The following is a 21319-nucleotide window of genomic DNA, read 5'->3' as shown; positions in this document are numbered from 1 at the left end:
TTTTCGGCGCGCCCGCCCGCGTGCTCCGGTCCTTGCCGGGGCCTTCTCGGCGCGGGTGCCGCGTTTGGAAGTGACGCTTTGATGGCACCCACGGACGAACTGGTCTTCGCACCCCTCGGTGGGGTCGGCGAGATCGGCATGAACCTCGGCCTGTACGGCTTTGGTCCGCGCAAGGCCCGCACCTGGCTCATCGTCGACCTCGGCATGAGCTTCGCGGGCGAGGAGGCACCGGGCGTCGACCTCGTCCTGCCCGACATCCGCTTCCTTGAGGGTGAGAAGAAGCACATCGCGGGCCTGGTCCTCACCCATGCCCACGAGGACCATATCGGCGCCGTGCTGGACCTGTGGCCGCGCCTGAAGTGCCCCATCTACACCACCCGCTTCACGGCCGGGCTGCTGGAAGCCAAGCGCGCGGGCGAGCCTGGCGCGCCCTCCCAACTGCCGGTTACCGTGGTGCGCAGCGGCGGCACTGTGGATATCGGACCGTTCGGGGTGGAATTCATCCCGGTGGCCCATTCGATCCCGGACAGCCACGCCCTGGCGATCCGCACCAAGGTGGGGTTGGTGGTCCACACCGGCGATTGGAAGCTCGATCCCACCCCGGTGGTCGGCCTGCCCACGGACATCGCCCGTCTCAAGGCGCTGGGCGACGAGGGCGTGCGCGCCATCATCTGCGATTCCACCAACGCCGTCCGTGACGGCGTCTCGCCCTCCGAGGCGGATGTGGGGGCCTCGCTCCGGGAGATCGTCGGCAAGGCGAAGCACCGGGTGGCTTTCACCACTTTCTCCTCCAACGTGGCGCGCATCCGTGGCATCGCCGAATCGGCCTATGCCAACGGCCGCGAGGTGGTGGTGGTGGGCCGCGCGCTGGAGCGCGTCATCGGCGTCGCCCGCGAGCAGGGCCTGCTGGATGGCGTGCCGGCCTTCCGCACTGCCGAGGCCTACGGCTACCTGCCGCGCGAGAAGGTGGTGGCCATCCTCACCGGAAGCCAGGGGGAGCAGCGCGCCGCGCTGCGCCGCATCGCCGATGACGACCATCCGGAGATTGCCCTGTCGCCCGGCGATCTGGTGGTGTTCTCCTCGCGCACCATTCCCGGCAACGAGAAGGTGGTGAACCACATCGTCAACGCCCTCACCAAAAGGGGCGTTGAGGTGCTGACGGATCGCAAGGCCCTGGTCCATGTGTCCGGCCATCCGCGCCGGGGCGAACTGGCGGAAATGTACCGGATGGTGCGGCCCCAGGTGTCGATCCCGGTGCATGGCGAGGCGCTGCACCTGCATGAACATGCGCAGCTCGCGCGCAGTCTCGGCGTGCCCGAGGTGGTCAATTGCTATGATGGCAACGTCATCCGTCTTGCTCCCGGTCCGGCCGAGCGGGTCGACGACGTGCCCTTCGGCCGTCTCTACAAGGACGGAAGGCTGCTGATCCCTGAGGGCGGTCGCTCGATTCCGGAGCGGCGCAAGCTCTCCTTCGTGGGCGCGGTGTCGGTCGCGGTCGCCGTGGACCGACAGGGTGGCCTGGCCGGCGACCCGTCGGTGGAGATCACCGGTGTTCCCGAGCGGGGGGAGGGCGGCATCGACATGCTCGACCACGTGCTCGACACGGTGGTGGCGACGCTCGACAACCTGCCGAAGGCCCGCCGCCGCGATCCCGATGCGCTGGCGGAAACCCTGGAACGCGCAGTGCGCAGCGCCGTGAACGCGGTGTGGGGCAAGAAGCCGGTGTGCCACGTCCACATCCTGGAGGTGTGAGCGGGGCCGGTCGGCTCCGTCTTCGACCTCCGGCGTGTTCCGCGCCGGCTCCGCTTGCGGTATGGATCGGAAGACCTGAGCGGAGGAAATCATGATCGGACGCCTGAACCATGTGGCCATTGCGGTGCGCGACATCGCCGCCGCCTCCGCGCTGTATCGCGATACCCTGGGCGCTGACGTTTCGGCCGCCGTGCCGCAGGAAGAGCATGGCGTGACCACGGTGTTCGTCACCCTGCCAAACACCAAGATCGAGTTCCTGGAGCCGCTGGGTGAGAACTCTCCCATCGCCAAGTTCCTGGAGCGGAATCCGGACGGCGGCATCCACCACATCTGCTATGAAGTGGATGACATCCTCACCGCCCGGGACCAGCTCAAGGCCACGGGCGCCCGCGTGCTCGGTTCGGGTGATCCCAAGATCGGTGCCCATGGCAAGCCGGTGCTGTTCCTGCACCCCAAGGACTTCAACGGCACTCTGGTGGAACTGGAGCAGGCCTGACCTGACGGTGGGACTTGCCTGTGGGTTCGGTCAAGTCCGCCTCTGAAGCTCAAAAGAGAGAACGCGTTGTCCGGTCCGGTGGCGGTGCTGTCGGATCGGTGCGTGCTCCAACGGGGAATGTCGCGTGTCGATTGGTGCCGTTGTCGCCATCTATTTCATCGTCTGGTGGATCGCGCTGTTCGCGGTCCTGCCTTGGGGCGTGCGCTCGCAGGCGGAGAGCCAGGACATCACGCCCGGCACCGAACCGGGCGCGCCGGTGCGTCCCGCCCTGCTCAAGAAGGCCCTCGCCACCACGATCCTCGCGGCGGTGATCACGGCCGGCATCGTCTGGCTCATCACCAGCGGCACCGTCTCACTCGAAGACCTGCCCATGCCCTTCGACACCAAGGACTGATACAGAGCCGCGCCGGTCGCCCCGGCTGCTGTCTGGGGGAAGGACCAGGCCGGGGTCAATGGAGCAGGGCGCTGCCCGGATGGGCGATCGCGACGACGATCTGTCCCCGTAGCGCGAGGTGCAGGAAGCGTTCGCTGGTTACTGCGCGGCCGAACAGGTAGCCCTGCCCATAGCCGCAGCCGCGTCCCTTAAGGAAGGCGCATTGCTCGGGTGTCTCGATGCCCTCCGCCACCACGTCGAGCCCAAGGGCGCGGGCGATGGAAATGATGGCGGTCGCGATTTCCGCATCTGCCGCGCGCGGCAGGTCGTGCACGAAGCTGCGGTCGATCTTCAGCTTGGAGATGGGAAAGCGCTTCAGATAGGCCAGGGACGAATATCCGGTGCCGAAATCGTCGAGCGCGATGCGCACGCCGCTGTCGCGCATGTCATGCAGCTTGCGCTCGGCTGACGCGGCGGCGCCGAACAGAACGTTCTCGGTGATTTCCACCTCCAGCCGCGCGGCGGGAAGCCCGGTGCGGCGCAGCACGTCTTCCATGTGCGCGCACAGGGCGCCCCGCTGGAACTGGCGCGGCGACAGGTTCACGGCGATGAAATCGAGGTCGGCCCCGGCCTCGGTCCAGTGCACCATCTGGCGGCAGGCTTGCTCAAGCACCCAGTCGCCCAGCGGCTCGATGAGGCCGGTTTCCTCGGCGAGCGGGATGAAGCGGTTGGGCGGGACAAGGCCAAGCGCGGGGCTCTGCCAGCGCACCAGCGCCTCGGCGCCGACGATGCGTCCGCTGGACAGGTCGACCACCGGCTGAAAGTTCAGGCGGAATTCCTCGCGGGCGAGACCGCGCCTGAGATCCGCCTCCATCTCCATGCGGACCCGGGCGCTGCGGGTGAGGGCCTGGGTGTAGAAGGCATAGATCCCGCGTCCCTGCGCTTTCGCCTCCGCTAAGGCGGTATTGGCGTGCTGAAGGAGCTGGGCGGCATCGTCGGCGTCGAACGGATGGAGGCTGATGCCCACGCTGGCGCCCAGATAGATTTCGCCGTCCCCGACGGTGAAGGGGCGCGCCAACTCGTCGATCAGGCGGGTGGCGGTCATGGCCGCATCATGGGGCCCTTCGATCTCCTCGAGGATCACCACGAATTCGTCGGCACCATAATGGCCGAGGGTCGCATCGCCATCGAGCGCGGCGTGGATGCGATCGGCTGCCGCCTTCAGCACGGTATCGCCGGCCATGTGGCCGAGGCTGTCGTTGACCGTCTTGAAGCGGTCCAGGTCCAGGAACAGCACGGCGCAGCTCTTGCCGGCCCGGCTGACGGCGAGGTCGAGGAGGGATGCGAGCAGGGTGCGGTTTGGCAGATCGGTGAGGGAATCGTAGTGGGCGATCCGGTCCAGCTCGAATTCGGAATGCTTGATCTGGGTGATGTCCTGGAAGGCGCCCACATAATTCTGCGGTGCGCCCTTGTCGTCATAGACCGTGCGGATGGCGAGCTGCTGGAGAAAGATCTCGCCGTTCTTGCGGCGGTTCCAGATCTCGCCCTGCCAGACGCCCGTCGACGTGAGCGCCCCCCACATGGCGCGGTAGAATTCGCGGTCGTGCCGGCCGGAATGCATGGTTCGCATGGTCTTGCCGAGGATCTCATCCTCAGCGTAGCCGGTGATTTGGGAAAACGCCGGATTGATCGCGGAAATCACCGCGTCAAGGTCCGTCACCACAAGGCCATCGTGCGAGCTGGCGAACACCGCTGCGGCGAGGCGAAGGTGGCGCTCGCTCCGCTTGTGTTCCGTGACGTCCGTGATCATGCCCACCACGCGGGTCACGACGCGCGCATCGTCGCGGATAGCGAGGCCATGCCACCGGACATCGCGACTTGCACCGTCGGGCTGGCGAAGGGTGATGTCGAGATCTATGGGGGTCTCGTTGCCCCTGACGAGAAGCTTGCGCGCAGCGGCCACCTTGCGCCGATCCACGCCGCCCAACAGCTGCCAGAAGGCATGGCGTACGTCGACCGGCGCGTCGGGTGGAAGGCCGAGGATGTCCCGGGCACGCGGCGAGAGATACAGGCCATCGCGGCGCACATCCATGTCGAAGACGCCCTGGTTCGACCCCCTGACCGCGAGATCCAGGCGCTCCTCGTTTTCCCGCAAGGCCATGTCTGTGCTGCCGGAGGCGCCCGAACCGGTCGCGGTGTGCTCAGGCGTGGCGCGGAGGCTGGCCATCAGGGCCATCGCCGCCGGTTCACGCTCACCGACGTACGGGCGTGGTTTCCGGATGAGCCTTCGCGCGATGACCAGTATCAGCAGAAGCGCACAACTCGCCAGGATTGCGACCTGAAGGGAGGGAAACCCTGGGGGCTCGGTCTCGCCATGCCAAGGCACGGCCGCCGCCGGACCGGTCCATACGGACAACAGGGTCAGACCCCATGAGAGGACGGAGAGGAACATGGCACCGCGGGCCTTCATTGTCCCATCAGTCCAGCACTCCGCCTATCGTCCAGCCGCAAGCGCCACGGAGCGGATCGCGTGGAGCATTTTAATACCTCTATAATTACAGATTCGATAGAGGTTTTTCGCATCAAAAACAACGGCTCAGCCACTTTGGCGTTGTGATGGACCTGCGTCATTTCGGACCGCTGTTCCCACCGGTGCCGGGAGCGCGATGGTCGGTTCGCGCCCATGCCCTCGGCTTCGATCTGGCCCTGTAGAGATCTGGAGCCTTGTGAGCGCGCCTCTCATCCTCCATTTAAGGGAGGTGCCCGCCGTCCTTGAAACGGCAAGGCTCGGAGATTTCCCATGAGCGTTGCTTCAGACCCGTCCGCCGCAGCTCCCGCAAAGACGTCCGCCAAGCGGAGCCTGCCGCCGATTATCCGTATCACCGATGCTGCCGCCGACCAGCTGCGCGAGATCCTCGCCGCGGCCGAGCCTGGCACGGCATTGCGCGTGGGCATCGAGACTGGCGGCTGTGCCGGCATGTCCTACAAGATGGATTTCACCACCGAGATCGCTCCCTTCGATTCCGTCGTGGAAGACAAGGGCGTGAAGGTGGTGGTGGATACCAAGGCCGTGCTCTTCCTCCTTGGCACCGAAATGGATTTCAAGACTGACAAGGTCTCGTCCCAGTTCGTGTTCAACAATCCCAACCAGACCTCGTCGTGCGGCTGCGGGGAATCGGTCGCGATCACGCCGGTCGATGCGGGTGCTCCGTCCGGACAGGGCTGAACGGCGGCTGATTTGAGGGTTCAGCTGCGGTTCATCGGCACTGGGACAAGAGGAGCGGGCGGTGCAGACCGTCCGCGTGAAGCGCGGGCGGGCGTCGCCGCGTTGTCTTAACAGCACGAAAGGTGCCATCTTGACCCCATCTCCTCTCGCCGCCCTCCTGGCGAGCCCCATCTTCGGCGTGGTCGCGCGCCTGCTGCTCACCTTCATCTTCTGGGGCGCGGGCCTCGACAAGCTGATGAACTATCAGGCCACATTGGCCGAGATGTCGTTCTTCGGCGTGGAGCCGGCAGGGCTGTTTGCACCGGCGGTGATCGCCCTGCTGCTGGTCGGCTCGGTCCTGGTGGTGCTGAACCGCGCGGCGTGGCTCGGCTTCGGCATGCTGGCGGTGTTCACGGCACTCACCATCCCCATCGCCCATCCGTTCTGGACCATGGACGGGGAGAAGCGTCTTTTCGAGTTCCACGTGGTGGTGGAACACATCAGCCTCATTGGCGGACTGATGGTGGGCGCGATCCTGTGCCGGAAGCTGGAGCTGGAGCGCCGCGTGCGAGACGGCCGTCCTGCGCGGGGCGCGGCATCGGCGCGGCAGGAGCCTGCGCGTAAGGTGTGAACCCGGGCGGCGGCCGCGTTGCCGGCGGCCGCCATCTTCCCTAAAGTCCCGCTCCCGGTCGTGATCGCGCGCCCGGTCCGGGCGGACGTGGCGAAACCGGTAGACGCACGAGACTTAAAATCTTGCGCCGCAAGGCGTGCGGGTTCGAGTCCCGCCGTCCGCACCAGTTCAGAAAATCTTTTAAAATCAGATATTAAGGGGCCATCCTGGCGGCGTTCGGAGGCGTGTGGCTGGCTGGCTCCGAAGGTCTAGCGGTCAGCCATGTTGCCTTGTCCATCAGCACCTGAATTCTGAGGAACGAGCGCCGGCGCGATGAGCGCCGGCGCTCGTTGTGGTTGGTGCGGCGGGAGCCGCTTGGTGGCTCAGTGGGCCTTATGCCCGCTGTTGGAGGCGCCGACGCCTTCCACCTGATACTGGACGGCGACGGTTCCGGCCTTCTCGAAGGTCAGGGTGCCGTCCACCTTGGTGCCTTCCTTCAGCGGTTCCTTCAGGTTGAGGAACATGATGTGGTAGGAGCCGGGCTTCAGGGCCACGGAGCCGCCGGCGGGAATGGCAAGGCCGTCCGGCAGGGCGCGCATGGTCATCACGCCGTCCTTCACCGCCATCTCGTGGATCTCCACCTTGCCGGCGAAGGGGGCGGTGGCCGAAATCAGCTTGTCCGGCGTCGCGCCGGTGTTCTTGAGCGTCAGGTAGCCTGCCGCCACGGTGGCGCCGCCGGGCGTGGCGCGGGACCAGGGATGGTCGACCTCGATGGCGCCGGCCTTGAACTCATGGGCCATGGGCGCTTGAGCGGTGAGCATGAGCGCGCCGACAGCCAGCGCCGCCGCAGTGAGGACGCCGCGCCGGGATGGAAAGCTGGTGGACATGGAAAACTCCTCAGGTTGGCCGCCGCCGGTGTCCCAGTGGCGGCAGGGCTAGGCTGGAGCAATCACCGTTCGCGCCGGCGCATGGCGATCGCTCCAAAATCTTGTGCTGGCGCCTGTTTCTTCGCGCGAACCGGTATCACTTGGCGGGAAGCCGCTTTGGCACGCGCGCATGGGCGAGGCCGTGATAAGCCGCGCTGCTGGGCGTGCCCTGGGGTGGCAGGAGCGACCCGCGATGGTGAGGGCGCGGCTCACAAGGAACCAGCGCGGGCGAAGGCGGCACGGCCGGTCTCGGCTGCTTCCGCGAGAAAGGTAGTGAACATGCCTTCGATCAGGGCCGTCACCTCCGCCGGCGCGCGCTGCGGCGTCCCGGCGTCGAATGGCGGCTCCGGCGCGTATTCCGCGAGCAGTTGCACCCCCTCCGCATAGGTTCGGTCGCGCAGGCTCCCCACCAGCGCCAGGCCGAAGTCGATGCCGGCGGTCACGCCGCCGCCGGTGATGCGGTTGCGGTCGCGCACCACCCGGCCAGCCGTCGGGATCGCACCAAACTCGGTCAGCAGCGGGCGGGCCGCCCAGTGGGACGTGGCCTTGTAGCCCTGGAGCAGCCCAGCGGCTCCCAGCAGCAGCGAGCCGGTGCAGACCGAGGTTACATATTTTGCCCGGCTGCCGCGATCCTTCAGAAAGCGCAGCGTGTCGTCATCCCGCATGGCGGCGAGCGTGCCCATTGAGCCACCGGGAACGCAGAGAATGTCGAGGTCCGCCGGGCAGTCCTCGAAGGTGGCGGACGGAGTGAAGACGAGGCCGGTGTCGCTCGTGACCGGCGCCTTGGTCTTCGCGATCGCATGCGTCGTCGCCCCCATGAGGCTCGTGAGCATGTAGTGCGGCCCCACCATGTCGAGGGCTGTGAACTGCGGATAGATGAGGAAGGCGATCTTCTCGCTACCCATCCAGTGCGCCGGCATGGCGGACATGTCGTGCGCCGCCGCAGGAGGCTCCGGCAAGGCGGCGGGGGTCTGCGCCTTGGCGGCAAACGGTGCCGCCTGGGCCAGAAGCGGGCCGAGCAGGCCGGCAAGGGCGATGTCGCGTCGGGTCAGGGTCATGGGAGGCCTCACTGGAAGGTCCAGGCGACCTTGCCGTAGATGCTCCTGGCATCTCCCGGCGCGATCCGACCGCCATAATAATTGTAGGGTACGAAATAGTCCTCGCCGGTGAGGTTCTTCGCGGTGACCTGAGCTTTGAAATTATCCTTCTCGTAGGCGATCTTCGCGTCGATGGTGAAATAGGACGAGGTCTCATACTCGTTGGCGAGGTCTACATAGGCGCCAGAGGCGGCATAGATGCCGGCGCCGACGCTCCAGCCCTTCAGCGGGCCGGGATCGAACTTGTAGTTCACCCACAGGCGCCCGGAGTTTGGCGGTACCATGTTGAGCTGGTTGCCCGCGGCGGCGACCCCGGGAATGGCGTCGACGACGGTGGCGTCCACATAGGCGTAGCTCGCGAGCACCTGCCAGTTGCTGTCGGGCTGCCAGAGTAGGTCCGTCTCGAAGCCGCTCGATCGCTGCACGCCGATGGCCTCGGAGGCGATGCCGGTGAATACCGGCACGCCGGTGCGGTTGATCTCGAACAGGGCGATGGAGCCGGTCAGCCCGTAGCCGAGATCGAACTTGATGCCGGCCTCGCTCTGCTCGGAATGCTCCGGCTGGGGGGCGCCCACATAGATCGTGAACGGGTTGGCCTTGAGGCCCTGCGAGTAGCTCGCATAGAGCGAAAAGCCCTTGAACACGTCCACCACGGCACCCACACGCGGCAGCAGCTCGGTCGTGTCCATGCTGGACGAGGTCTGGAAAGCAGGCGAAACGCTATCGATGCGCAGGTTGGCGAGCCGCAGCCCGCCGACAAGGTGCAGCCGCTCCCACACGGCGCTCTGGAGCTGCACATAGGCGCCGGCTGTGTTGTAGACGTTCTGCGCATCCGCGATGACGTTGCCGACGCTTTGCCCCGGCTCCACATAGGGCGGATAGACCGGGTTGAGCAGGTTCACGTAGCCGAGCGTGAAGATGTCGTTGAAGTCTCCATACATGTTGCCGTCGTCGGACACGCGGCTATAGTCGGCGCCGAACAGCAGCTTGTTCTCGGTCGGCCCGACATTGAACTTCGCCAGCGCGTTGGCGACGATGGTCGCCTCCTGCTGCTCCTGGTAGAGCGATATATTGAGTACGTTCCAGTAAGCGAGCGGTGCGGCCGGCGCATTGCCGGCGAAGTCGAAGCCGCTGGTGAAGTTCTGCGCCAGCTCCTTGTACTTGGTGTTGGAAATGCGGGCCTGGATGTTGGCGGACCAGACATCGTCGAAGCGATGATCGAAGGTGGCGGTCAGACTCTGCACCCGCGAGGTGGAATTGGGGATATCGGCAGGACCGATGAACATGTTGGGGTTGAGGCGGAACGCTCCGGTCACGGTCCCGGTGGCGGGAAGCCCCTGGTATTCCTGCTGCTCCCAGCTGGAGATCCGCCCCTGCAGGGTCAGGGTCGTATCGATCTTGTTGGTGAAGGTGAGCGCGGGATTGAACGAGTAACGCTCCGTTTCCAGCACGTCGATGAACGAGCCGGCGGAGGTGTACTCGCCCGTCATGCGGAACAGGACGGTGCCATCCTTGGTGAGCGGCGTGTTCACATCGAAATAGGGCTGCAGATAGGCATAGCTGCCGAAGGTGAGGCCGAGTTCGGCGAACGCCTTATCCGTGGGCAGCTTCGAAACGAGGTTGATGACGCCGCCAAGCGGCGCGCCGGTGCCGCCGCCATAAAGAATGGCGTTCGGGCCTTTCAGCACCTCGATGCGCTCCACGTTCACCAGCGAATCGCGGTCGCCGCCGTTGTAGAAGGTGGTCAGGCCGTCGACCCAATACTCTGCCGGGAAGCCGCGGATATAGGCTGACGTGAAGGCCGGGGTCTGGACCGGGTTGGTGCCCTGTACGCCGCTGACGTTGCGCAGGACCTCCGCGACGCTGAGAGCGTCCTGGTCGTCGATCACCGAGCGCGGGATCACCTGGATGGACTGCGGGATCTCCTGGATGGGGGTGTTGGTGCGCGTAGCGCTCGCGGCAGTCAGCGCGCGGTAGCCCTGCACCGGGCCGGCGGTGGTCTCGGTGACCGGCGGGCCGTTGGCATGCACGGTTTCGGGTGCCGTGGCGTCGGACTGGACGACGACGGTCTCGAGATCGAACTGGGATTGCGCCAAAGCGGCGTTCGGAATCAAGACGTGCGGCATGGCGACGAACGACGCCGATGCCGCCCACGCAAGGCGGAGCCTTCGGGGCATGGGACTACTCCTGCGAAAACATGAAGGTCGATGAGGGAATCGGCCGTCAGGTCGTCAGCGGGGGTCCCTGGGAGGTGCGTGGTTCGCGGCGTGCGTTTCGCGGCAGTGCGACGCGCGCGGCCGGCATCGCGGCCGTCGCGTGGAAGGAGAGCGCGGGCGCGACAAGGCCGAATGCTTCCGGCAGCAGGGGCGTGAGCGCATGGAAGGCGCAGATGGTGCAGCAGGACCGATGATCCGCCGGTGGCGTCTTGCCGGGATCGGTGTTGGTGCCGTCCGAGATGCAAAGCATCTCCTGGCCACCCGCCGCCGCAAAGCTCATGCGTTCGGCGGAGATTCCGGTGAAGACGACCTGGAACAGCAACGCGTAGGCAAGCGCAATGCAGAACGCATTGCGCAGCCACGCCGTCGTGCCGCTCCTCTTAGTCTCCACGCCCCGAACCGCCCCTGAGCAATCTTGTTCTTCGGCGATGATGGGTGGTCCTGTTTCCGGGTGCAACAACGTGTCGGCTGAAAAACATGGCCCGCGCCGTGCCGTTGCTATCGGGTTACACCCAACCGCGGGATGCCCGTCCCGCGCGCCGGGGTGTGGCATGCGGGGGTCTCTGGTGGGCAAGCGGGCCGGCAAGGCAAGCGCGTCCCGCAGCGGACGCGTCATGACCCTTGTGACACGGACGCCGGGTCACGGCTCGCCAGTTGCTGCTTCAATCTGTCTTCTGCAGCGAGGCCCGCGCCGCTTTCACCACCTCCGCTGCCGTCGGCGGATTGGCCGGGTGCCAGCTCAGGCAGAGGGCGGTCTCGATCTTCACCGGCCGGCGCACGCCCTCAGTGGAGAAATAGAAGACGCCGCGCCCGAGCCGGGCCAGGTCATCGGCGGCCCCGCCTTTGGCCGCCATGAGATCACGTGTCGCCTCGATGGTCGCGGGCGAGCTCATGCGGCCATACATGTGGGTGGTGCAGTTGGAGACGATGCCGCTGTCGATGCCGCGCGGCAGCTGGGTCGCGAACACCATGCCGAGCCCGTATTTGCGCGCCTGCGCCGCCAGCGAGCGGGTGCTGGCCTTGCAAGCCGTATTGGCCTGCGAGGGTGCGAAGTTCTGCGCCTCGTCCAGCACGTAGAGCCGGCCGGAGGGACTCGGGTTCTGCTTCACCCAGGTGAAGAGCGTCATCTGCAACTGGTTGACGAAGGCCTGTCGGGCCTCGTCGGTGGCAAGTCCGGCGAGGTTGATCACGGAAATGCGCGTGCGCGCCGGATCGCCGCCGTGGAACAGCCGCGCGGGATCAAGCTTCGGCCCGTTCGACTGAAGCAGCGGATTGGTGGCGATGGCCGCGCGCAGTTGGTCGGCCATGTCGCGGGCGAGCTTTTCCGCATGGCCGATCTCGCTGAGGCCTTCGGGCAGCTCGGAGAGCAGGGCGACGAAGTCCCGCAGCTCCTGCCCGCCGGCCAGGGCGAAGTGGCGCAGGGCGTCGGCGAGCACGCCCTGCTTCAGGTTCGCCTTCTGGCCGCCGCCGCCGAGATAGGGGGTGAGGGTGGCGCGGGCCATTTCCACGGCCTGGGAGCGTTCGTCCTCGCTCTCGGCGTCGCGGCCGCTGCCGATGGCGGAAAAGTCCGGCAGGAGCGCGAGGGCGAGCGGGTTGCCGCTGGAAATGCCGGGGGTCCAGACCACTACCTCCACGCCAGCGTGGTAACGCCCGGCCTTCGCCACGTCGTCGGGGGAGAAGTGCTCCGGCACCTGCGGCCACGCCTCGCCGAGGCGGGCAAGATCGTTGTTGATGTCGAGCACGATGGCGGGAATGCCGAGGAGGGCTGCCTCCTCCACCAGCCGCCGTAGCAGAACCGTCTTGCCTGAACCGGAGCCGGCGAAGATGGCCACGTGCCGGGGCAGCAGGGAGGCGGCGAACTCGACCGCTTCCCCAGCCCCCTGGGGCCCGACACGCCGGCCCACCATGATCTGCGTCGCGGCAACTGGTGGCGGCGCCTTCGTCGGCGTGTCGCGGCGCGGGGGAGTGGCGGGTGGGGTGGGGGGCGGCGGGGTGTCGCCGGCCGAGCTGCCCGCAGGCGTGCCGGATGGCGGTGGCTCCGGTGGGGCGGCGAGGAACGGCGGCGGCGCGAGCCCGGCCGCCTTGAACAAGGGCACTTCGAACAGCGGCTTGCGCTGCTTCAGCCAAGCGGCGAAATCGGGTCGTCCGGAGAGCGCGCGTAGGGCCAGGAAGGCACGCACGTCGTCCTCGGTAGGCACGATGAAGCGCCCGCCGGCCTTGCGGAACTCCGCCGTCAGCTGCTGCGATTTGGGCCCCTGCGGCGGCTCGGAGGTGCGCAGCAGCAAAAGATGGCGTCCCGGCAGCTTCGAGCCGATGCCCGATGCCGTCATCGCCGCCTTGATGCGGGACTGGAAGGCGAGGTGGTTGGGATGCGCCAGCAAGCGGAAGCAATAGTGCTGCTCAAGATCGCCTTCGGCCCGGAAGGTGAAGGACAGCCGGCCGTGGAGCGGCGGCGTCTTCTGGTTCGGATAGAACTGCACCGCCGCATCCACATCGTCCGGCAGGTCGAGCTGCCGCTCGAACAGTCCGAGCGCATGGGAGAAGATGTCGCGCAGCTCGTCTTCCCGGTCGAGATCGAGGAGGCCCGACACGTCCGCCTCTGCGCGGGCCTGATTGTAGTCGGTATCAAGGCCGGAGGGTGTGGGAACGGCGGTTGGCGGCTGCGCCTTGCCGCCGAACGCGGACAGCTCTTCCACCGCGCCCTTGGCTACGCAGGCAATGCGATGCGCCTCGCAATGCCGCAGCAGTTCGCGCGGCGAGAGGCCCACCGCCTGGGCGAATGCCTTGGGCCGGAACGGCCAGGTGGCATAAGGCGGCGTGAAATGGCGCGGGCCATAGGCGGCCGCGAGGCGCGCCTCGACGAGCGCGGCGGCGCGTGTCGCGTCGGGCAGGGCCCGCAGGGGCACCAGCGGAAAGAAGCGGGCGTCCACGGGGACGCTGGAGGTCTGCTCGATCACCTGCCAGGTGGCCTCGAGGCACGACAGCACGACCACCGCGCGATACTTCACCTCGTGAAGGTCCATGAGGCCCTGTGCCAGCGCCTCGAGGATGGATCGCGCCTCGGCCTTCTCCCCCTCAGACAGGGAGGCCGCCGCCTTCGAACCGGCATGGGCAGCGGTGACGATCGCGTCGATCTGGTCCACCGCGATCAGAGTCGGTCCAACGAGGCTCATGAGCCAGCACAGGCCCTTCACCACGGTGATGGGCGCGTTGTCGCCGACGAAGCCGAACTGGCTCACGTCCTGTGCCGTCGCGGGCATGCCCTGCAGCCAGGCATGGGCGATGCTCTGCTGGTCAAGGTCGTTGGAGGTCAGCAGGATCAGGGCCGTCAGCACGTCGCGATGGCGCAACGTGCCTTGCCGGTCGTAGCGGGCCAGCGCATTGCGGAACAGCGCCGACATGTCGTTCATGGCCGAGCGCGGATCGTCGTCGTGCCGCTTGGCGATCGCACTGGCCTGCTCGGCGATGCCGAGCTTGTCGGCGAGCTTCAGGATCAGGAGATCGTGCTGCGTCAGATTTTCGCTGCGGAGCGCATGAAGCGAGTCCAGGAAGCCGAGCGCGATCGAAGACCAGAAATCCTTCACGCCCACAAGGTCGAGGAGAACGAACCAGCCGTCGCGCTCCCACACCCCGGCCCGCAGCCGGCCGACCAGATGGGTCTTGCCGTATCCCGCCGGTCCCACGACCACGCGGCCGAGGGGCTCTGGGTCCGGCTCCTCCTCCCGGGTGCGCTCCTCGAAATAGGTGAGGATGTCGTCGATGCAGCCTTCATGCAGCGCCGCGACCTGGTGGGGAGGATCGCGCCAGACGCTGCGCAACTGCCGTGTCCAGTCGAAGCTGGTAGCGCGGAAGGCCGCGAACCCCGGCGCACCGGGCCCTTCGCTCATGTCGTTCATCGCTCGATCCAGAGAATGTGGCGGGGCTCGCCGGCGATCTCCACCGCCGCGGCGCGATCCGCTTGGGTGATCTCGGCACGGTCGTCGATGCGGTAGAGCCGGGCAGCCCCCTCCGCCTGCATCGCCTTCAGCGTAGCATCGAGCGTCTCGCCCGCGACGTCGGGCAGGTGAGGCCGGAGGCTCTTCAGCAGGGCGCGGGTGTTGAGGCGGCCGCCCGTCACCGCCAGATAGGCCGCCCGGATGCGCGCCGGGAGGTCCGAGGGCGCTGGGTCATCCGCTTCAGGCCCGATCGTTGCGCCGACAGACGCCGGTGGCGTGCCCCTCTGGGGGCCGAGCAGGTCCGAGAGTGCCACCTCCCGCGCCGCCATGTAGGCGGAAAGCCGCTCCAGCACCGCGCGCAGCACGGCGGAGGCGCCGTCCGCATCCTCGGGCAGCAAGGTGTGGAGCGCCGCGCCACCCGCATCCCAGCCCTTGTCCGTCACCTCTATGACATTGCCCCGTCCGCGCTTCGCGGTGCGGATCCAGCCCTCCCGCTCCAGCGGATGGCGCACCGCCGGCTCCGGGGCGGGGCGCAGGTCCTTCTGCGCGGCGATGCCGTCGGGGCGCGCCAGGAGCGCCAGCAGGAGCAGCCCCTGGCGCTCCTTCAGCCGACTCTCGGGGGATCGCGTCGGTTTGGTCGTCGCCTTGGTCGCCACCTATCTCTCCCGGAGCAGGACCTGCCGGCGTTGCCGGACGAGGTCGCGAATCTTCTCCAGCGCAAGCCAGCAGTCCTGCGCGATCTCGTCGTTGGGCAGGCGCAGCACCGCATAGCCGGAGAGCTGAAGCTCGAAATCGCGATGGCGATCACGCAGGAAAGCCGCGCGGGTGCCGTGGTCGGCATAGCCGTCCAGTTCCACCACGAGCCGGCCTTCGGCCCACAGCAGGTCCACCCGCGGCCGCGATCCACGTACCGTTTCCACGGGGATGTTGAAGCCGAACAGCGGTGCGAGTTCTTCATCCGCCTCGATCAGGCGGGCGAGGCGCTGTTCCACCGCGCTCAGGGGATGTGGCCGGCCGCGCCACGGCAGGAGCCATGGCTCCTCCGGTTCCGGTCCCGGCGAGGGCCGCTGGACCGCGTGGGCATCGGCTCCGGGATCGGCTGGCGCCGTTCCGCCCACATCCGCCGCGAAGCGCCGGACCCCGTGGCGAATGCGGTCGAAGGGTGACCTCTCCTCGGGCGGCTCGGGAAACACCACCACCATTGCTCCGCGCAGATGCCGTGCGACCCATTCGAGGCCGTGGACCAGCGCCTCCGCCCGTGGTGACGAGAGGGCGCCCCGGGGGATGTCCACCGCCAGCACCAAGCCGTCCGGACCGATCAGCCGCGCCAACTGGTCGAGCTGCGTCCCCGCCGGCGTCTGCGGAACCCGTGGCGGCCGACCGTCGAGCGCCAGCAGCGCCGCCGCCTCGACCCAGGCGGGTAGGACGCCGGGCATACCGGCGGCTACGCGCCGCGCCACGGCGATGACCGCTAAGCGGGCGAGCGTATCTACGCCCCGCCCGGGGAAGCTCACATCCCGATACCAGACCGGCCACAGCTTCAGGGCGATGTCAGCCAGGGCGGCGATGAGGTTTTCGGCCAGTGCCTCGGAGGAGTCCGCCGCCGCGAGCGGGAGGAAAAGCAGCCTCGACGCATGGGGCGGAAGTTCAATGTCCTCGAAAAGAGCGCGCAATCCGGCAAGGTCGATGCCGTCCACGCAGAGGAGCCCGCCGCGCGGTGCCTCCAGGATGAGATCCGAAAGGGCAAGCACCGACAAGCGGTCGGATGCGAAGCTCTCCTCCAAAAGGTTGCCCCCTCAACCTTGCGATCACCAGAACGCGCAGGGGATCGATAAAGGGGACGCGACGCGGGCGCAACCGCACTTTCGTTGCGGGAGGGGCTGCCCGTGACTTCAGCCGGTGGCCGGCCCTGCCGACGGCCCATCTGCTCACGGGCAGGCTGTCACCGCGTGCTCCCGGCACCGAGCAAGGTCCGAAGCGAGTTTGCGATTGGATGACAGATACGCCCCGGCCATGCCGTCGAGGGCTTTTCATTGCGCGGCGTACCTATCCACCGCAGTAATTTTTATCGTCCGACATAGCAGTCGCATGTTGAGTTTCTGGAATCAGAACTAGTACGCCAGTTTCCATCCCAGTGGTCGCGTCCGCTACAAGGTGCGGTACACTTCCGCTGGACCTCGAAATTTCCACAGATAATTCCTCATTTGACAACAATATTTATGGATAATAGACTTTTTTTTACAAAAAGCGAAATCGTTATGCAGTTGCAGTTTTCAATTATTTATTGATATATGTTTCAAATTTCCGATACTTATTGTAAAATGTAATACAATTATCATGTGGCTTTAAATCAATTATACAATACGATACGTCACAATTACTAAATTATAGTGTGATCTAGGCTATCGCAGTTGCGTAATATTGTATTATCAAACGCAGCAATATTCGGTCGCATGAGCTGTTATATCTGCGCTTGTTTCAGATTCCGGAGCTTTTTTTCGGCCGGCGTGGGCTCATGGCTCGGAAGCGAGATGTGGATAAAGGCTTGATGTGTCACAGGTGGGCGTGCGCTGCCGACCTCCGGTTTCGCAATCGGATCCGCCCGGACTTCCCGAGCATCTTTGTCGAGCCTGTCGGAGCAATCAGAGACCTGACAGCTGCCTGCGCCGTCGACTTTCGGTCGGCAGCTATGGCGCCTCACGGCTTTTCAGCGGGTCTGTTGATTGAAAAGCCTCAGGTTGAATCCGAAGAGGCATAAGGCGTGCGCCGATGCTGTGGAGTCCGATCGCGTCGGGGGGAGTGCCTCAGGCGTCCATCCGCCCAATAGCATCCGTCCGAGCCGCTCGAGAATCAATAGTCAGGCGCAACGCCTTCATCTATGGTGCCGCGCGTTTTTCCAGCCCGATCGTCTCTCCCGTGACTCCCGCCACCCGTCTGCAAGCTACTCTCGAACTGATGCATGAAGTCGATCGTGTCGCGCGTCCTGCCGATGCTGTCGTTTCGGCATGGTTTCGATCCCGACGCCATCTCGGCGACAAGGATCGTGGCCAGATCTGCGATCTGCTCTATGCGTTACTGCGCCATCACGCCCGATTGGGCTGGTGGTTGGCGAAGCACGGACGAAAGGACTTGCCGCGCAACCGGCTTCTGGCCTGGATGGCACTGGATGGCGGTAAGAGCTCGGGGGGCAGAATCTCGGGCGGCAGGACGCCGGATCAGGTCCATGGCCTGTTCAACGGTGGAAGGTTCGCGCCTGCCGTATTGACGGATCACGAGCACGCACTGCTGGTGAAATTGCAGGGCTGTACGATCGATCATCCGGCCATGCCGGACGAGGTGCGTTTTGAATGTCCCACCTGGGCGGTCGAGCCCTTGCGGCGGCGTTTCCATGACGCGTTCGGGAGCGAGATGGCCGCGCTTCTGACCGCAGCCCCCCTCGACCTGCGCGTCAATCCGGTCAAGTCCACGCGCGAGGTGATGCTGCGCGCGCTGCGCGATCTTGGCCTGAAAGCCGAGGCGTCTCCCCTGGCGCCATTCGGCATTCGCGTGCAGGAGCGTCCCGCGCTGGCCAGCCTGCCCATGCTGAAAAGCGGCGAGGTGGAGATCCAGGACGAGGGCTCGCAGCTTGTCGCCCTGCTGGTGGACGCGCGGCCGGGCGAACGGGTGGTGGATTTCTGCGCCGGGGCCGGCGGCAAGACGCTGGCCATTGCCGCGCAGATGGCAAACAAGGGCCACGTCATCGCCTGCGATGTGTCCGATGGCCGCCTGAAACGTGCCGCCGAACGGTTCCGGCGCGCCGGCCTGCACAATATCGAGACCCGGCCCCTGGCCAGCGAAACCGACCGCTGGGTCAAGCGTCACAAGGGCAGCTTCGATCGCGTGCTGGTGGATGCGCCATGCAGCGGCACCGGCACATGGCGGCGCAATCCGGATGCGCGGTGGCGCCAGCAGGAAGCCGGGCTTGATCATCTCCTGCCGCTGCAGGCCCGTATTCTTGCGAGCGCGGCGCGGCTGGTGAAGCCCGGTGGACGGCTCGTCTACGCCACCTGCTCCATGCTGCCCGAGGAGAACGAGGCCCAGGTGGCGGCCTTCCTTGCGGCCTATCCCACCTTTCATGTCACGCCGCTGCACGAAGCCGCACCGCAATTGACCGGGTCGGCGCATCCGGACCACTTGTCGCTCACGCCCGCGCGCCACGATACGGATGGCTTTTTCGCCGCTGTCCTCCAGCGGGAAGCCGCTCCCTCGTCTCCGCAGCCTTCGTCCGAAGAGCCGTAGGCGGCCGGACAAGGCAGGCCACCCGCCGGCCCGGCTGGAGCGCTTATTTGCGGATGGGAACGCCCTTCGTTGTGAAGCGCTGTGCCCCGCCGCTGGTGCTGCGCACCGGCCGCCGCGTGCCGGCGGCTTTGCCGGTGCCGGGCGGCTGGTGGGCCGGCACCAACTGGTCGGGGCGCGAGCCGATCAGGTCGGCGCGGCCCATCTGCTTCAGCGCCTCGCGCAGCAGCGGCCAATTCTCGGGATCGTGGTAGCGCAGGAACGCCTTGTGCAGCCGGCGCTGGCGCAGCCCCGTGACCGTCACCACCTTGTCGCTCCCCCCGTGCCGCACGCCACGCAGCGGATTGACGCCGGTATGGTACATGGCCGTGGCCGTGGCCATGGGAGAGGGCAGGAAGGTCTGCACCTGATCTGCGCGATAGCGGTTCTTCTTGAGCCAGAGCGCGAGGTTCATCATGTCCTCGTCGGTCGTGCCCGGATGGGCGGCAATGAAATACGGGATGAGGTAGTATTTCTTGCCGGCCTGCTTCACCGCGGCGTCGAACATCTCCTTGAAGCGGTCATAGGTGCCGATGCCCGGCTTCATCATCTTGTCGAGCGGGCCGCGCTCGGTGTGTTCGGGCGCGATCTTCAGATAGCCGCCGACGTGATGGGTCACCAGCTCCTTGATATATTCGGGGCTCTTCACCGCGAGGTCGTAGCGCACGCCGGACGCCACCATCACCTTCTTGACGCCCTCGGTCTCGCGCACCTTGCGATAGAGCCGGATGAGTTCGTCGTGGGAGGTGTTCAGGTTCGGGCAGATGTCGGGAAAGACGCACGACGGCAGCCGGCAGGCCGCCTCGATCTTCGGGTCCTTGCAGGCCATCCGGTACATGTTGGCGGTGGGCCCGCCGATGTCCGAGATCACGCCCGTGAACCCCGGTGTCTTGTCCCGGATCAGCTCGATCTCGCGCAGGATCGAGCCTTCCGAGCGGTTCTGGATGATGCGGCCTTCGTGCTCGGTGATGGAGCAGAACGTGCAGCCGCCGAAGCAGCCGCGCATGATGGTCACCGAGAACTTGATCATGTCCCAGGCCGGGATCTTCGCATCGCCGTAGGAGGGATGCGGCGCGCGGGCATAGGGCAGGTCGTAGACCGCATCCATCTCGTCGGACGTAAGCGGGATCGGCGGCGGGTTCAGCCACAGGTCGCGGTCGCCGTGGCGCTGCACCAGCGGGCGCGCATTGCCGGGGTTGCTCTCCCGGTGCAGCACGCGCGAGGCGCGGGCATAGGCTTCCTTGTCCTGTTCGACCTGCTCGTACGCCGGCAGCCGGATCACCACATCGCCGGGGCGGCGGGCCGCTCCCTCATCGGCGGAGTCGAGATCGTCGGCGTGCAGCTCGGTGTAAGTCTCCGGCACGCGGCGGAACAGCGCGACGCCCCGGATGGACTCCAGATCGCGCGGTGCCTCGCCGGCGGCGAGGCGGTTCGCCACCTCGATGATGGCGCGCTCGGCATTGCCATAGAGGAGCAGGTCCGCCTTGGCGTCCGCCAGGATCGAGCGGCGCACCTTTTCGGACCAGTAGTCGTAATGGGCAATGCGGCGCAGGGACGCTTCGATGCCGCCGAGCACGATGGGCACGTCCTTGTACGCCTCGCGGCAGCGCTGCGTGTACACGATAGTGCAGCGGTCCGGTCGCTTGCCGCCCTCGCCGCCGGGCGTATAGGCGTCGTCGTGGCGCAGCCGGCGATCTGCCGTGTAGCGGTTGACCATCGAATCCATGTTGCCGCCGGTGACGCCGAAGAACAGCTTGGGCTTGCCCAGCGCCTTGAACGGTTCCGCCGACTGCCAGTCGGGCTGCGCGATGATGCCGACCCGGAAGCCCTGGGCCTCCAGCAGCCTCCCGATGATGGCCATGCCGAAGCTCGGGTGATCGACATAGGCGTCGCCCGTGACCAGCACGATGTCGCAGGCGTCCCAGCCGAGCGCCGTCATCTCGGCACGGCTCATGGGCAGGAACGGCGCCGCCGTGCCGGACTGCGGCCGGTGGCGGGACAGGGAACTCAAGGGTTTTGCGGCGTCGGCGTGGGTGTCCATGGGGTCCACGCATAAGGCTCCCCCGCGGCGAATTCAACTCACCGTGCTTGGAGCGCTGGACCAAGACCCTCGGCTATGGCCGGACGGCTGCGGACGAAAGCTAAGCCCAGATCGCCGTCCCCCGCCTTGCCGGAGCAGCGTGGCGCTGGTGGAATAGCGGATGCGCGCCGCGCCCCGCCCATGCCGGCCAATGGCTCGGGGTCACGGCGCAGACAGCCGCCGATTGCGAGGATTCCATGACGGAAGAGCCGAAGGATCAGATACCACCATCTCCTTATCACCCTGAGGAGATGACGGCGACTTGGGACGTGAGGATCGGCAAGAGCATCACACTTCAGGGGAGGGCGCGTTGGA

General features: G+C 66.5%; 15 protein-coding genes and 1 tRNA gene. 7 read left to right on the top strand and 9 right to left on the bottom strand.

The window, feature by feature from the left end; genetic code table 11:
- Nucleotides 1-81 precede the first annotated feature (81 nt).
- The 3 genes from FBQ73_RS08085 (at nt 82) to FBQ73_RS08075 (ending at nt 2642) form a co-directional block, all read left to right on the top strand.
- On the top strand, nt 82-1752 hold the full coding sequence (locus FBQ73_RS08085; RefSeq protein ID WP_138398937.1) for a ribonuclease J: 1671 nt from the start codon (nt 82-84) through the stop codon (nt 1750-1752).
- A 91-nt stretch (nt 1753-1843) separates the two neighbouring features.
- Complete coding sequence (gene mce, locus FBQ73_RS08080) at nt 1844-2248, top strand: methylmalonyl-CoA epimerase (RefSeq protein WP_138398936.1); 405 nt, start codon at nt 1844-1846, stop codon at nt 2246-2248.
- Between the two features lie 124 nt (nt 2249-2372).
- A complete protein-coding gene (locus tag FBQ73_RS08075; RefSeq protein WP_138398935.1) occupies nt 2373-2642 on the top strand; it encodes a DUF1467 family protein in 270 nt (89 codons plus the stop codon).
- 55 nt (nt 2643-2697) lie between these two features.
- Here FBQ73_RS08075 and FBQ73_RS08070 read toward each other — a convergent pair whose 3' ends face one another.
- Nucleotides 2698-4848: a putative bifunctional diguanylate cyclase/phosphodiesterase gene (locus FBQ73_RS08070; protein ID WP_170218788.1), complete on the bottom strand. Its 2151-nt coding sequence runs from the start codon at nt 4846-4848 to the stop codon at nt 2698-2700.
- Between the two features lie 573 nt (nt 4849-5421).
- Here FBQ73_RS08070 and FBQ73_RS08065 point away from each other — a divergent pair.
- The 3 genes from FBQ73_RS08065 to FBQ73_RS08055 all read left to right on the top strand — a co-directional run bounded on the left by FBQ73_RS08065 (nt 5422) and on the right by FBQ73_RS08055 (nt 6623).
- Complete coding sequence (locus FBQ73_RS08065; protein ID WP_210236700.1) at nt 5422-5847, top strand: HesB/IscA family protein; 426 nt, start codon at nt 5422-5424, stop codon at nt 5845-5847.
- A 130-nt stretch (nt 5848-5977) separates the two neighbouring features.
- Entirely contained in the window at nt 5978-6457 is a 480-nt protein-coding gene (locus FBQ73_RS08060) for a DoxX family protein (RefSeq protein ID WP_138398933.1), read from the top strand.
- An 81-nt stretch (nt 6458-6538) separates the two neighbouring features.
- Nucleotides 6539-6623, top strand: a tRNA-Leu gene (locus FBQ73_RS08055).
- Nucleotides 6624-6819: 196 nt separating this feature from the next.
- On the opposite strand, the gene FBQ73_RS08050 is transcribed toward FBQ73_RS08055, so the two are convergent.
- From FBQ73_RS08050 to FBQ73_RS08020, 7 genes are all read right to left on the bottom strand, one after another.
- Complete coding sequence (locus FBQ73_RS08050; protein ID WP_138398932.1) at nt 6820-7323, bottom strand: copper chaperone PCu(A)C; 504 nt, start codon at nt 7321-7323, stop codon at nt 6820-6822.
- Between the two features lie 248 nt (nt 7324-7571).
- Complete coding sequence (locus FBQ73_RS08045; protein ID WP_138398931.1) at nt 7572-8420, bottom strand: DJ-1/PfpI family protein; 849 nt, start codon at nt 8418-8420, stop codon at nt 7572-7574.
- An 8-nt stretch (nt 8421-8428) separates the two neighbouring features.
- Nucleotides 8429-10636 (bottom strand): TonB-dependent siderophore receptor, encoded by a 2208-nt coding sequence (locus FBQ73_RS08040; RefSeq protein ID WP_138398930.1) that lies wholly within the window; start codon nt 10634-10636, stop codon nt 8429-8431.
- A gap of 46 nt (nt 10637-10682) precedes the next feature.
- On the bottom strand, nt 10683-11066 hold the full coding sequence (locus FBQ73_RS08035; protein WP_138398929.1) for a DUF2946 family protein: 384 nt from the start codon (nt 11064-11066) through the stop codon (nt 10683-10685).
- A gap of 271 nt (nt 11067-11337) precedes the next feature.
- Nucleotides 11338-14571: an ATP-binding protein gene (locus tag FBQ73_RS08030; protein ID WP_138398928.1), complete on the bottom strand. Its 3234-nt coding sequence runs from the start codon at nt 14569-14571 to the stop codon at nt 11338-11340.
- The gene (locus tag FBQ73_RS08025) at nt 14568-15266 is read right to left on the bottom strand and encodes a hypothetical protein (RefSeq protein ID WP_138398927.1); all 699 of its coding nucleotides are present in this window, start codon (nt 15264-15266) and stop codon (nt 14568-14570) included. Before FBQ73_RS08025 ends, FBQ73_RS08030 begins: the two co-directional genes overlap by 4 nt.
- Nucleotides 15267-16394: an endonuclease domain-containing protein gene (locus FBQ73_RS08020; protein ID WP_138398926.1), complete on the bottom strand. Its 1128-nt coding sequence runs from the start codon at nt 16392-16394 to the stop codon at nt 15267-15269.
- A 1132-nt stretch (nt 16395-17526) separates the two neighbouring features.
- Here FBQ73_RS08020 and FBQ73_RS08015 point away from each other — a divergent pair.
- Complete coding sequence (locus FBQ73_RS08015) at nt 17527-18888, top strand: RsmB/NOP family class I SAM-dependent RNA methyltransferase (protein WP_138398925.1); 1362 nt, start codon at nt 17527-17529, stop codon at nt 18886-18888.
- Nucleotides 18889-18931: 43 nt separating this feature from the next.
- On the opposite strand, the gene FBQ73_RS08010 is transcribed toward FBQ73_RS08015, so the two are convergent.
- Entirely contained in the window at nt 18932-20965 is a 2034-nt protein-coding gene (locus tag FBQ73_RS08010) for a YgiQ family radical SAM protein (protein WP_138399042.1), read from the bottom strand.
- Nucleotides 20966-21319 lie beyond the last annotated feature (354 nt).

It is taken from the genome of Xanthobacter autotrophicus, from assembly GCF_005871085.1.
Taxonomy (GTDB): domain Bacteria; phylum Pseudomonadota; class Alphaproteobacteria; order Rhizobiales; family Xanthobacteraceae; genus Xanthobacter; species Xanthobacter autotrophicus.
This window is presented reverse-complemented; position numbering and strand designations above follow the sequence as displayed.

What these genes read in the sequence shown, in the direction of transcription:
- mce (WP_138398936.1), top strand. Translation starts at nt 1,844, where the DNA reads ATGATCGGACGCCTGAACCATGTGGCCATTGCGGTGCGCGACATCGCC.
- FBQ73_RS08085 (WP_138398937.1), top strand. Translation starts at nt 82, where the DNA reads ATGGCACCCACGGACGAACTGGTCTTCGCACCCCTCGGTGGGGTCGGC.
- FBQ73_RS08010 (WP_138399042.1), bottom strand. Translation starts at nt 20,965, where the DNA reads ATGGACACCCACGCCGACGCCGCAAAACCCTTGAGTTCCCTGTCCCGC.
- FBQ73_RS08030 (WP_138398928.1), bottom strand. Translation starts at nt 14,571, where the DNA reads ATGAACGACATGAGCGAAGGGCCCGGTGCGCCGGGGTTCGCGGCCTTC.
- FBQ73_RS08065 (WP_210236700.1), top strand. Translation starts at nt 5,422, where the DNA reads ATGAGCGTTGCTTCAGACCCGTCCGCCGCAGCTCCCGCAAAGACGTCC.
- FBQ73_RS08040 (WP_138398930.1), bottom strand. Translation starts at nt 10,636, where the DNA reads ATGCCCCGAAGGCTCCGCCTTGCGTGGGCGGCATCGGCGTCGTTCGTC.
- FBQ73_RS08050 (WP_138398932.1), bottom strand. Translation starts at nt 7,323, where the DNA reads ATGTCCACCAGCTTTCCATCCCGGCGCGGCGTCCTCACTGCGGCGGCG.
- FBQ73_RS08045 (WP_138398931.1), bottom strand. Translation starts at nt 8,420, where the DNA reads ATGACCCTGACCCGACGCGACATCGCCCTTGCCGGCCTGCTCGGCCCG.
- FBQ73_RS08070 (WP_170218788.1), bottom strand. Translation starts at nt 4,848, where the DNA reads ATGGCCAGCCTCCGCGCCACGCCTGAGCACACCGCGACCGGTTCGGGC.